The organism is Serratia sp. M24T3 (assembly GCF_000257645.1).
In the GTDB taxonomy this organism is placed as follows: Bacteria; Pseudomonadota; Gammaproteobacteria; order Enterobacterales; family Enterobacteriaceae; genus Rouxiella.
In genome coordinates this window covers 38,945-51,389 of the sequence record NZ_AJHJ01000026.1, presented here as the reverse complement: position 1 = coordinate 51,389, position 12,445 = coordinate 38,945, and the positions used below count along the sequence as shown (strand labels likewise).

The 12,445-nt window shown below is 47.2% G+C and carries 10 protein-coding genes and 1 pseudogene; 6 read left to right on the top strand and 5 right to left on the bottom strand.

Features of this window, described 5'->3' with window-relative positions; translation table 11 throughout:
• Positions 1–70: 70 nt before the first annotated feature.
• Both SPM24T3_RS17500 and SPM24T3_RS17495 read right to left on the bottom strand, forming a co-directional pair.
• Positions 71–430 carry a diacylglycerol kinase gene (locus SPM24T3_RS17500; protein ID WP_009638129.1) on the bottom strand — a complete coding sequence of 120 codons (360 nt, stop codon included), beginning with the start codon at positions 428–430 and terminating at the stop codon, positions 71–73.
• A gap of 206 nt (positions 431–636) precedes the next feature.
• Positions 637–1,761 carry a hypothetical protein gene (locus SPM24T3_RS17495; RefSeq protein WP_009638128.1) on the bottom strand — a complete coding sequence of 375 codons (1,125 nt, stop codon included), beginning with the start codon at positions 1,759–1,761 and terminating at the stop codon, positions 637–639.
• 862 nt (positions 1,762–2,623) lie between these two features.
• Here SPM24T3_RS17495 and SPM24T3_RS17490 point away from each other — a divergent pair.
• From SPM24T3_RS17490 to SPM24T3_RS17475, 4 genes are read left to right on the top strand one after another with little or no spacing between them, the layout of a single operon-like run.
• Positions 2,624–4,369, top strand: a complete 1,746-nt coding sequence (locus SPM24T3_RS17490; protein WP_237713110.1) for a fatty acyl-AMP ligase — start codon at positions 2,624–2,626, stop codon at positions 4,367–4,369.
• A complete protein-coding gene (locus tag SPM24T3_RS17485) occupies positions 4,366–5,280 on the top strand; it encodes an NAD(P)-dependent oxidoreductase (RefSeq protein ID WP_009638126.1) in 915 nt (304 codons plus the stop codon). The genes SPM24T3_RS17490 and SPM24T3_RS17485 overlap by 4 nt, the downstream gene beginning before the upstream one ends.
• A gap of 31 nt (positions 5,281–5,311) precedes the next feature.
• On the top strand, positions 5,312–5,572 hold the full coding sequence (locus SPM24T3_RS17480) for an acyl carrier protein (RefSeq protein WP_009638125.1): 261 nt from the start codon (positions 5,312–5,314) through the stop codon (positions 5,570–5,572).
• Positions 5,559–6,731: an aminotransferase class I/II-fold pyridoxal phosphate-dependent enzyme gene (locus SPM24T3_RS17475; protein ID WP_009638124.1), complete on the top strand. Its 1,173-nt coding sequence runs from the start codon at positions 5,559–5,561 to the stop codon at positions 6,729–6,731. The genes SPM24T3_RS17480 and SPM24T3_RS17475 overlap by 14 nt, the downstream gene beginning before the upstream one ends.
• A 146-nt stretch (positions 6,732–6,877) precedes the next feature.
• On the opposite strand, the pseudogene SPM24T3_RS17470 reads toward SPM24T3_RS17475, so the two are convergent.
• The 3 genes and pseudogenes from SPM24T3_RS17470 to SPM24T3_RS17460 all read right to left on the bottom strand — a co-directional run bounded on the left by SPM24T3_RS17470 (position 6,878) and on the right by SPM24T3_RS17460 (position 9,712).
• Positions 6,878–7,448: pseudogene (locus tag SPM24T3_RS17470) on the bottom strand (YtfJ family protein).
• A gap of 93 nt (positions 7,449–7,541) precedes the next feature.
• Positions 7,542–8,378 carry a hypothetical protein gene (locus SPM24T3_RS17465; protein ID WP_009638121.1) on the bottom strand — a complete coding sequence of 279 codons (837 nt, stop codon included), beginning with the start codon at positions 8,376–8,378 and terminating at the stop codon, positions 7,542–7,544.
• Positions 8,375–9,712 (bottom strand): lipopolysaccharide biosynthesis protein, encoded by a 1,338-nt coding sequence (locus tag SPM24T3_RS17460; protein ID WP_037379037.1) that lies wholly within the window; start codon positions 9,710–9,712, stop codon positions 8,375–8,377. Before SPM24T3_RS17460 ends, SPM24T3_RS17465 begins: the two co-directional genes overlap by 4 nt.
• Before the next feature lie 564 nt (positions 9,713–10,276).
• Here SPM24T3_RS17460 and lptF point away from each other — a divergent pair.
• Together lptF and lptG are read left to right on the top strand one after the other, a co-directional pair.
• Entirely contained in the window at positions 10,277–11,347 is a 1,071-nt protein-coding gene (gene lptF, locus SPM24T3_RS17455; protein ID WP_009638119.1) for an LPS export ABC transporter permease LptF, read from the top strand.
• On the top strand, positions 11,344–12,423 hold the full coding sequence (gene lptG / locus SPM24T3_RS17450; RefSeq protein ID WP_009638118.1) for an LPS export ABC transporter permease LptG: 1,080 nt from the start codon (positions 11,344–11,346) through the stop codon (positions 12,421–12,423). The genes lptF and lptG overlap by 4 nt, the downstream gene beginning before the upstream one ends.
• The last annotated feature ends 22 nt before the right edge of the window (positions 12,424–12,445 follow it).

Here is a 12,445-nt window from a genome sequence, read left to right as displayed (position 1 = left end):
CCCTTCTAAATGGCACTTAATCCGCGTTGAGTGCCATTTTTTCATGCATAAATTATTTATGCATCGTGCATCAAAGTAAAATCGTTAACCAAATTATTATCGTCATGACTATGGCGACTAACTGCGCCGCGCCGCCGATATCTTTTGCTCGCTTGGATAAAGGGTGAAGCTCGAATGAAATGCGGTCTACCACAGTTTCGATAGCCGTATTAAGCAACTCAACGACCAGCAAAAAGAAACAGCTGGAAATTAAGATCAGCCGCTCCATCTTGGTGACGTCTAAAAATAGCGCAATAACCACAAATGCCGAGCTAATAATAAACAGCTCACGAAATGCATTTTCTGTTAACAAAGCATCAACAAGACCATCCAGAGAATTTTTTATACTGGTTGTTAATCGCTTGATTCCAGTCTTCTTTTCCAATGCCATCAATATTTGCTCTTGTAACAACCAAAATGACCAATAGTTTCTCAACTAATAAGCAGTTTTGATATTCTAATTTTTTTGTGTTCTTAAACATAGTACTTAAACCGACCATCGGCCATACATTATGTGGCCTTGACTTGTAATTAGTCAAAGCCACTTTCCAATAGACTCACACAGTAAGTTTATGACCGCTACCCTGCAGGTATGGTTTAGAGTTGTTTCTCGTACAGGCGGTAGCGTTTATACGGGACAGCGCCAATTTTTTCAAGAATGGTGCGCATGCCGGTATTAGTCTCAAGGATCCAGGACATTTCTAACGCTTCAATTTTGCGGCGCTCAAACGGGTCATGTAACGCTTCAATTAACAGCAGCGCGATAATCGGCCCCATTCGGCTGAAGTGATGCTCCTGACGAACGCCCATCAATGGCACTCGAGCGGTACGTGTACCACTCACTTTCAGGCGCCATAACAGCTTCGCCCAGCCGAAAGGTAATAAACTACCTTTAAGGCCGGTAATTGCCTCATTGATATTTGGCAAACCTACAATAAAGGCGACAGGAACGGCGTCAATCTCTGCGATATAAATCAGGTCGTCAGGCACCAGATATTTTAGCTGATCACCCATGGTAGAAAACTCATGCTCGGTAAACGGCACAAAGCCCCAGTTGTTCTGCCATCCGGAGTTAAAGATATCGCGCAAGACCTGCATTTCCTGGCTAAAGTTCTTGCGGTTGACCTGACGAACAGTGACTTTTTTACGCACGTTCGCCATCAACTTGTTTAATGATGGAGTGAAATGCAGGTCAGTACGCTTCATCCAATAAGCCAGCAAATCTATACCTTGAGTATATCCCTGCTGCTCTACACGGTCGCCGTAATAAGGTTTGCCGTGAGTCATCATTGCAGAAGGTGGAGTATCGAAGCCATCGATAAGCAGGCCGCTTTCCTGATTGATATTCAGACTAAAAGGTCCGGTAATCTTTGTCGCGCCTTTTGACTTTAACCAATCTTCCGCCGCAGCAAATAACGCACTGAATACTTCAGGGTCATCAATAGCGTCAATCATTCCAAAATGGCCAGTATCCTGGCCATAAAGTTCGCGGTGTAAGCTGTCAATTTGCGCAGTGATACGACCCACAACTTTATCGTCTTTTTTAGCGATCCATGCCTGCCATTCGATATGTTCAGTACCAGGATTTTTCTTGGAAAGATGCTCCTCACGCTCTAAATTAAGCGGATCAATCCAGTTAGGATCGTCTTGGAATAGAGTCGAAGGAAAAACAATAAATTGCTTTAACTCACGCTTATCAATGACTTTTTCGATACGAATCATAATCACCACTAAATCTCAGAATTTGCTATAAAAACACACAATAAACCAGCCAATATTATCCAGTTTGGGATCTATTGATGCTTAACATTTACACACCCGTCTACCGGCAAAAAATAATTATTTTTTAGACAGGCATGGCCCAAATTGAATCCCTGTTATAATTGGTCTCGCGCCCATAAAGGCAACTAAAAAGGGGCATAATGCCTAACACGCATATCTGCACGTTAGGCATATTATGCTTAGCATTATTATGCAAAGCACGAATGGGGGACGCTTGGCGCGCCAATTGGAAACACTAAAAACAATAAATATCTTAGTGACATTAACTAGAAAAGCATTACTATCGTTTAGCACTTAATGCTCTATCGATGTAAAGAATGGAACTTTTCTATCCTGACCCCTTGAAACCACACAATAAGAATAGAACAATCTTTAAATTCGATATAGTCTTAATTATTCGTCTAATCACCAACGGCGGTTTCCATGGCTGAAACCATGCGTTTACTGACATCCACGTTGGGGTTAATCAGGTTTTCAGCGCCAAAACTCAGTCTCGAAATAGAGCCATGAAGAAATTTTTCGTGCAAATTTTTAAGCTGAACTATGTTTATCTGAAAGTACCCGCTCAATGCAGCAATGGTGCTGGCGCAATTTGCATCTTCTCAAGGACCTAGAGATGCAGTCACATTAGTGATCTCGACAGGAACTGTCAGCAACTCATTTTTATCTATGGTTTTGAATAATTTGGGACATAGAATGATAAATCAATCACGATTCCATACAAATTGTTTCAAAAACCATATCTCTTACACGAAAAGTTACATGTATTATCAGGTGTTTTAAATATATGGAAGCGTTGTATATGTCCCCAACAAGCTCTACCCACGCTCTTCCCATGCGCTACGCAGATTTCCCAACCTTAGTGGATGCTTTAGATTACGCAGCCCTGGGAAATACTGGGATGAATTTCTACGATCGACGCAATCAGCTCGTTGCCGCGCTGGAATATCGCACGCTTAAAGAACGCGCGATTACCGGAGCAAGACGTCTGTTATCACTGAACCTTAATAAAGGTGACCGTGTTGCGCTCATTGCAGAAACGAGTGTTGGATTCGTAGAAGCCTTCTTTGCCTGCCAATATGCCGGCCTGGTTGCCGTGCCGCTGGCCATTCCAATGGGTATTGGGCAAAGCGCTACATATATTGAAAAACTCCAGGGCTTATTAAAGAGCTGCAAGCCTGCTGCAATTATTAGCAGTGATGAATGGTTGCCGCTAATTAGTACTGCTCGCAGTGAGGATTCTTCCCCTATTCATATCCTCAGCAATGCAGATTTTAATGCCTTGCCAGAGAAAGAAATTGAATTGCAAAAGCCCTCTCCAGACAATATTGCGTATTTGCAATATACCTCTGGCAGCACGCGCTTCCCTCGTGGCGTAATAATTACTCAAGGGTCTGCCATGGCTAACCTGAAAGTTATTAGCCACGACGGAATCAAATTACGCGCAGGCGATCGTTGCGTCTCCTGGTTGCCGTTCTATCACGACATGGGCCTGGTTGGTTTTGTGCTGACTCCAATGGCAACCCAGCTGTCTGTGGATTATCTGCGTACCCAAGATTTTGCAATGCGCCCAATGCAATGGCTGAAACTGATCACCAAAAACCGTGGCACTGTGTCGGTAGCTCCGCCGTTTGGTTACGATATCTGCCTGCGTCGCAGCAATGAGAAAGAATTGGCTGAACTGGATCTTTCCAGCTGGCGTGTAGCCGGTGTGGGTGCAGAACCTATCCCGTCAGAATTGCTGAATCAATTCAGTGAACATTTTGGTCAAGTCAAGTTCAGCAGCAAGGCCTTTATGCCATGCTACGGCCTCGCAGAGAACACGCTGGCAGTTAGCTTCTTTGATGACACCACTGGCCCGAAAGCCAATGAAATCGACCGTGATATTTTAGAGTACAAAGGTAAAGCGGTTGCACCGACTAAAAATACTCGTGCAACAGTCACCTTCGTAAACTGCGGCAAGGCGCTTCCTGGTCACAATATCGAGATCCGCAGCGAATCTGGCTCTCCATTGCCAGAGCGCGAAGTGGGACATATCTGTATTTCCGGGCCGAGCCTGATGAGCGGATATTTCCGCGACGATGCTTCGCAGCAGCAAATTCAGGCACAGGGATGGATGGATACTGGTGATTTGGGCTATCTGCTCGACGGCAATCTGTACGTCACGGGTCGTAAAAAGGATCTGATCATTATTCGCGGGCGTAATATCTGGCCGCAGGATATTGAATACGTTGCAGAATCAGAGCCAGAGATTCGCTCTGGAGACGCCATTGCTTTCGTGACCACTCAGGAACACGATGAAGGCGCGAAGATTATTTTGCAGATCCAGTGCCGCGTTAGCTCTGAAGAGCGTCGTGAGCAAATCATTCACTCACTGACCTCGCGTATTCAGAGTGAATTCAGCGTCGCTGTTGATATCGTTCTGCTGCCACCGCACAGCATCCCGCGTACCTCGTCCGGGAAGCCAGCCCGTGCCGAAGCCAAGAAACGTTATCTTACTGAACTTATCGGCGCTCCGGACCTTCGATTAGCAGGCTACGCTCAATGACAAAAACGGTCGCAGTAACAGGTGTGACCGGGTTTATCGGCAAGCACATCGTTGAGGATCTTCTCTCGCGCGGTTATATCGTGCGAGCTTTAACCAGAAAACCACGAACATCTGCAACCCCTAATCTGGTTTGGGTTCATGGTTCTCTGGAAGATAAAGATTCTCTCTCGGCGCTGGTTAACGGCGCTGAAGATGTCGTGCATTTAGCGGGCATGGTGCGCGGTAGTACTGAGCAAACCTTTACTGATTGCAACGTAACAGGCAGCCTTCGCCTGATGCAGGCTGCCAAAGAAAGCGGCAGCTGTAAGCGTTTTCTGTTCATGTCCTCTCTTGCTGCACGCCACCCCGAGCTTTCCTGGTACGCCAACTCAAAACATGTTGCCGAACAGCAACTTATGGCTATCTCCTCTGACATCTCCCTGGGTATTTTCCGTCCAACGGCTGTTTATGGACCCGGCGACAAAGAGCTAAAACCGCTATTTAGCTGGCTCTTGCGCGGCATTCTCCCCCGCCTCGGTGCCCCTGACGCTCAACTCTCGTTTATTCACGTGAGCGATCTCGCCGAGGCTGTTGGCCAATGGTTAACAGTCGAACAATCACATAATCAATCTTATGAACTATGCGACGGCGTCTCTGGTGGTTATAATTGGACGCGCCTGCAAGAAATAGGCGCAGCGGTGCGTAAGGGTAAAGTACGCGTAATCGGAATTCCTTTACCTTTGCTTAAAGGCATCGCCGATATCAGCATGCTTTTAAGCCGGTTAGCAAGAAAAGAACCGATGCTAACCCACAGCAAAATCCGCGAATTAACCCATCAGGACTGGTCAGCAAGCAACACTGGCCTTTCCGAATCTATTAATTGGTTTCCCAAGATTAGTTTAGAGCGCGCGCTGCGTGATGGACTATATTGATTATCTTGACTAAAGGTATGTAAGAGTTTCTATGCTAAATCGTGAAGTTTTGATGGACTATATTCTGGAGTGCTTACAGGGTATGGTCTCAGGCAATCCAGAGATAAAGCCTGAAAGTGATCTCGTCAATGATCTTGGCCTAGAGTCCATAAAGGTGATGAGCCTGCTGATGATGTTGGAAGACAAGCTGGATATTTCGATTCCTATCAATATCTTACTTAACGTCAGAACTCCTGAACAGCTGCTGGACGCGCTGATGCCACATCTGGAGAGCACCAATGGGTCTTTATGATAAATTTGCCCGCCTGGTAGGCGAGCGTAAACAGTTTCAGGACTCAGGTCTGAATCCGTTTGGCACTTGTATTGATGAGATTTACTCGGCAACACAAGGGCGCATTGGCGATAAGAAAATCGTTCTGGCCGGCACCAATAACTATCTGGGCATGACCTTCAATGAACAAGCTATTGCCGACAGCAAAGCTGCATTGGATGCCCAGGGCACGGGTACTACCGGATCGCGTATGGCTAACGGTAGCTACGGTTCCCACCTTGCGTTAGAGCAAGAGTTATCAGAATATTTCGACCGCCCTACTGCCATCGTATTTTCTACCGGCTACACGGCTAACCTGGGTGTTATCAGCACGCTGGCTGGCCCTGACGCCGTGGTATTGATTGACGAAGACTCCCACGCAAGCATCTATGACGCCTGTGCTTTGGGTGGCGCGCAAATTATTCGCTTTCGTCACAACGACGCCAAAGATTTAGAGCGCCGCATGGTGCGCCTGGGCGAACGTGCCAAAGACGCAATCATCATTGTTGAAGGCATCTACAGCATGCTCGGTGACGTCGCTCCTTTGGTCGAAATCGTTGACATCAAACGTCGCCTCGGTGGCTATTTGCTGGTTGATGAAGCGCACTCCTTTGGCGTGATGGGCGCAACCGGTCGCGGTCTGGCTGAAGAGCTTGGCGTTGAGAAAGACGTCGATATCATTCTCGGCACTTTCAGCAAAAGCCTGGCTTCTATTGGCGGCTTTGCAGTGGGTGGCGAAGATATGGAAGTGCTGCGCTACAGCAGCCGTCCTTACATCTTCACCGCCTCACCTTCTCCCGCAAGCATCGCTTCTGTGCGTTCATCCCTGAAAAGCATCAAGGAGAACCCAGGCTTGCGTGACAAGCTCTGGAGCAATGCGAATCGCCTTTATAAAGGTCTTGCGGCACTTGGCTATGAATTGGGTCCGCGCATCAGCCCGGTAGTCCCAGTGATGATCGGCTCAAAAGAAGACGGTTTGCGCCTGTGGCGTGACCTGATCGCCAACGGCGTCTATGTGAATTTGGTATTGCCACCCGCAGCACCGGCAGGCATCACACTGCTGCGTTGCAGTGTCAATGCAGCACACAGTGATGAAGAGATCGATACCATCATTCAGGCTTTTGCTGACCTGAAAAAGTAATGACCTGAAAAGTAATAGCGATAAAAGTATTCTTCATGCTGCTCATTGATTCACAATGAGCAGCATGCCTTCCGGGTATTCCCCTCATCTTCCCATTATGCTTTTTGCAGCAAAACCTCGAGAGTCGGCAGAATTTTCAGTCTTTATCAGGTACCAGACTTGCTGTCATTAAGCAGTTTATGCAGCAGCGTGATCACCTGCACCACTTCTTTCGGGCTAAGAGCCCCATCTTTTGACCACTGAACGCGCCCGTCTTTATCCAGCACAAAAACAGAAGTATCCTCATCCAGCTGCCAGGTTTTAAGGCCAAGGCCATTGCTGTCGATGATAAATTGCGCCCAGGGATAATGTCGTTTGTTTTTTTCGATTTTACCGCGAACGAAAATACCGGTGCCTAAAACGGCGTCGCCAGAGTTGACGATAGTGGTGGGTTGAAAACGATCGGTAGGAAGATTGGCAGCCTCAACGGCTTTAATCAGGAGTGAATTTTTTTTTAGCCGAGCTGCGCCCAGCGATGTACTGAACGATACGAACTTTTCCGTCAAACTGCGAGCTATCCCAACTTTTATAACTGATATCGTCATTGCTGCCGAGTATTAACTCACCCATGTCGGCAATTTTTAACGGTGGGACTCGTTGGCCGTCAACCAAGTCATTGGCTGATGCCATCATGGGTAACAGGAAAAGTGAAACGGTCAGTAATCTACGTAAAGTCATAATATTTCCTTTTGCAGGTGTTCCGACTATCTAGTCTTCTTAACGCTAAAAGCAGGGGAAAAAATCCCCCGGCTCTTTAATCGACTTTCAAACTTATACCGGGCAACGTTCGAGAAGCAGCTCCAACGGTTGTCGGATGTTGTCATCCAACAGCGCCGGTTCCTCATAAGGCCTACGCCCCGAGAGTTTGTCTGCCACCATCACATCATGCCGATCGCCCATTAATCCATTAATATTAGACAAGAATCGGGATATTTTGTAGGCATCCAGATTGCCTGGATCGATAGATCTCAGCGTGTCGTAATACGATACTTGCTGGCTAATAATCTTGCGCACATCGTGGAATTCTGTCCCAGTCAGCAATGGCTTGGCAATCAGCTGGCGCAGCGTAAGGATTTGCTGCTGGCGGTCGGCAATAAAGCCACTGACCGTATCCAGTTCAGGATGACGTAGCCCATAATGCACCAGCTTCCAGCACGGAAAGCTCAGATACATATACAGGATCATACTGTAACGCGAGATATTCTCCTTGTTGCGGTTGCGGAAAGCATCCTGAAAATGTCCAAGAAAAACAGTGGTCTGGCGGAACATTGAGCTAGACATATGACTTTTGCTGTACAACCGCTGGGCGAAGCGCAGATGCTTGTAGCGAGCACGGATATATTTGTACTGCATCCGTTCTGCCTCGGTGAATCCGTTGCCTTTGGCTAGCTTACGCACCAGTCCCAGCAGCTCCGGGCGGTCAAAACCGTCCTCCCAAAACTGCAGGCACAATGCATAGTTATCGTTAATATTTTCCTGGGTACAATTAAAATCAATAACTTCCGGCAGGGTGGCATCTTGATTGACGATGTCATCTTCATCTACCGCAGTAAATAATAGTTGCAACGTTTCTGGTGAAAACTTTTTCCACTTCTTACTGCTTGTCATTTAGTAGTCTCTACGGGGGCGCTAAAGCCCAGTGAATAGCGGTGACGGTAAACCCATAAAGTCGGGATGAGGGACAATAGCACGTCTAAACATTGCCCCCCAAAGTAGCCCCATGCCGAACCTTCCACGCCAAAAGCGTGAGACAGTCCAACGAGCAGTACGATATATGAAACTGATGCGACGATCTGCGCCGTTAAATAAGCTTTCTGCTTACCGGCCATCAACAGCAATGCTTCCTGCGGGAAGCCCACCATTGAGACAATAATCGCGGTCAGCATAATTTGAATCAAACTATAGGCTTCGAGATATTTATGCCCAAACACCACCGAAATTAATGGCTTGCCTACGCTAATCACCAATACGGCTACTAAAATACCGACACCACCGGCTAATACTGCCGAGCGCAGTCCCAGTATCCAAGGCCTTTTAGTGCGCGGATCAAGACGCATAATTTCAGGATAGAAGCTTTTTTCCAGTAACTTGGCTGGTGCTCCGGCCGCATCAAAGAAAGTCATCGCAATTTTGAACAGACCAGCCGCTGCCGGGCCAAGAATAATACCGACTAATACCGTGCTGCATGAGTTGCGGGCAGCCCAGATAGAATGCGAAATGTTAGTTGCCCAGACAAAGTTCCAAGAGCCTTCAATATTACGCGCGGCCTTGAACAGGCTCGGTTTTAACGCATTGTGGATATCTCGGCGGGCCAGTTCGCGTCTTGCAAACCACCAAAATAGCGTGCCGCCAAACAGGTTTGAGACATACCAGGTGATAACAAAGCCTTCGAATCCAAAATTGCCGAAATAGGCAATCACACTACCAATGGCAATCAGTAAAGGCTTGACGGCCTGCTGGATGGCAATTAAGTCAAAACGATCAAACGCCCTCAAAATACCGGTAGGAGTCGACGATGTCATGGAAGGAATTAAGGTGCAGTAAAGCAGCGCGAGTTTAAAACTGCCCGCGTCGAGTCCCAAAGAGTGCGAAAGAAACGGCAGCAATGCCATCCCCCCCAGAATTGCAACGGCTCCGCTCGCAATATCCAGGCCGAAAGAAAAAGAGACCACATCACGGAAACGCTGAATGTTTTTGCTTTCCAGTGCCGGTGTGCCAAATTGGACCACGAATTGCCAAGTCTGGAACTTGATAAAATCGCTGACCGCTTTGGTGTAGGCCTGAATAACGATCAGTACCCCAAACATTGCGGGTGACATGCCTTTGCCGGCGCAAGAAAGCGCAATTAAACCGAGTATGGCACTCGCCACATTGCCGGAGCCTAAATAGGCACTGTTACGTATGATGGTGCGAAAAGCGCCATCTGAAAACCATTGCTTCATGTTTAAAACCAGCCATACTAGCCACTTCAGCCAGACTCGGATATTAATCACCCGACAGGGCACTGCCTGCCACGTATATATCAGGCACGACAAACCCAAGATATGAGCCTGGACGCGCCTTGCTCCATGGATGTCCATGGAATTAAAGCCAAAACTGGCAGTGTTCTCTTAACGACATCTGAGCTAAAATCGATTAGCCCCCATTACAAGTGGGCGGTAGGATAAATCAAATTCAGGCCAACCTAAAGGCTTTTGCTACTGTCCAGCATTATTGGACAAGCGTCACGTTTAGGAAACGCTAAACTAGTGGCCGACGTACGTGAAAAACCAGCATTAATAAAAAGGTCCGAATTCAGCCTGCGTCTCCCTGGTATGAAAAGCCGGTAAGCTCACTGAAAGCATGCATGTGGCCAAAACTGCCCGGCAGCAACGGTATTGGCCAGATTGTCCAGTCACTCAAGTCCGTTAAATACTTTCACAACTCTCCATCTCGAGGGGGGTGATCATATGTTATTTAACAGATACTCTATACGCTATCTTAGATATGTTGGATGTTCGTAATATATGCACTTGATTGAGCGCTACATCATGGGCGAGACCCGTCGGCTTGTGATGATCATCGTGGGTTTTCTAATCTTCATTTTTGCTAGTTATTCAGCCCAACGCTATTTGACTGATGCGGCCAATGGCACCTTGGCCCTGGAAGCAGTGTTCTATATTGTTTTTTTCAAGGTGCTGATTGCATTAGAGATGCTATTGCCGGTCGGCCTTTATGTGTCGGTTGCTGTCGCTTTGGGTCAGCTCTATCACGACTCTGAAATAACGGCCATTTCTGCCGGTGGGGCGAGTCCGCTAAAACTTTATAAAGCGATACTTTACCTTGCCATCCCGTTAGGAATATTGGTAACAATACTTTCGATGTATGGCAGACCCTGGGCCTACGCAAAAATCTATGAGTTAAGAGATCAGTCGCAATCTGAACTGGATGTCAGTCATTTGCAGGCCAACAAATTTAACCTTAACGACAATGGCCGCATGGTTTTGGCTCGACATATTGATTCAGCCTCAAATAATCTGACCGACGCGCTGATTTTTGCCCCCAATGGTGACAAAACTTATCTGTTCAGAGCTCAAACAGTCAACGTCATTGATCCCTCACCGACCAACCCTTCTGTGATGCTGCATTCAGGTACGGCTTATCATCTGGACCATAAAGGGAAAGATGACAGCCAACAGATTTATAATAATTTTAATCTGCACTTTAAGCCGATGGCCCAGAGTGCCGATAACAAGAGCAAGTCGGCCTCGATGGCTGCATTGACACATTCAACCGATCCCGCAGACAAGGCAGAGCTTCAGTGGCGAGAAAGCCGTGGAGTAACGGCTATTTTAATGGCAATGCTGGCCGTTTCTCTAAGCCGTACCAGACCACGACAGGGCCGTTTTGCGAAGCTACTTCCGCTGGCGGTGTTATTTACTGCCATTTTTTACGGTGGAAATATCTGCCGCACGCTGGTTGCCAATAACACCCTTCCTGTTATCCCCGGCGTATGGTTAGTTCCTATAATCATGTTTATTGGGTTATTGATTTTGATAGCTCGTGAATCTTCGTTACTGCAGAAACTTTCTCGATGAATATCTTCAGTCGTTACATAATTCGGAACTTATTTATCGGTTTCGCAGCCGCGGCCGCATTGTTGATCCCGCTATTTACCACCTTCGATTTTATCAATGAGCTGGATGATGTCAGCTCAGGCGGATACCGTTGGAGTCAGGCGCTGCTGGTAGTATTAATGAGAGTGCCTAGATGGTTAATCGATCTGGGGCCTTTTGTCGCCCTGCTTGGCGGTATTGTCGGGCTGGGGCAGTTGTCTAAAAGCATGGAATTGACGGCGATGCGCACTGCCGGATTCTCGATTTTTAGAATCGCCAAAGTCGCACTCACTGCAGGGCTAATTTTGATCGTGGGGCTGGGCGCACTGGATGAATGGGTCGCTTCTCCCCTGCAACAGCATGCGCTGCAAATTAAAGACACGGCCATGGCCGAGGCGGAGAATAGTTCCAACAATGGCAACGCGCTATGGGCAAGGCACAATGATGAATTTGTCACGGTAAATGCGCTGGATGTTAATAATCAACCGATTGGAATCGAGATATTCAACTACAAGCCTGACCTTTCTTTGGAGTCTTATATTTACGCCAAAAATGCTACCGTTCTGGATAAAGGAATGTGGGAGCTGCATGGCGTAAATCAAAAAACCTGGGTCAACGGGCAGGAAACCGTGGCGATAAAAGACAGTTTGCAATGGCAATCTATCTTCACGGATACCAGCCTTAAAGAGCTCAGCATGCCCAGCGACAGTTTTTCCATTAAACAGCTGAGCCATTACATTAACTATCTGCAGAATACCAATCAGCCGAGTACCGAATTTAAGCTGGCCTTGTGGCAAAAACTGGGAAGGCCAATATTAATCCTGGCGATGATTCTTTTAACTGTGCCGTTTACCTTTAGCAATCCGCGTGCTCCAGGTTTGGGCAGCCGTTTGGCTGTTGGCGTAATCATTGGGTTACTGACCTATATCAGTTATCAAATCATCGTCAATCTGGGATTATTATTTAATCTCAATGTCCAGCTCACCACCCTTGCCCCGCCGGTGTTAATGCTGGCCATTGCTCTAACTCTGGTGTATCGCTTCGATAAACATCACTGACCAAAGTTCGCGGTATGGCTGC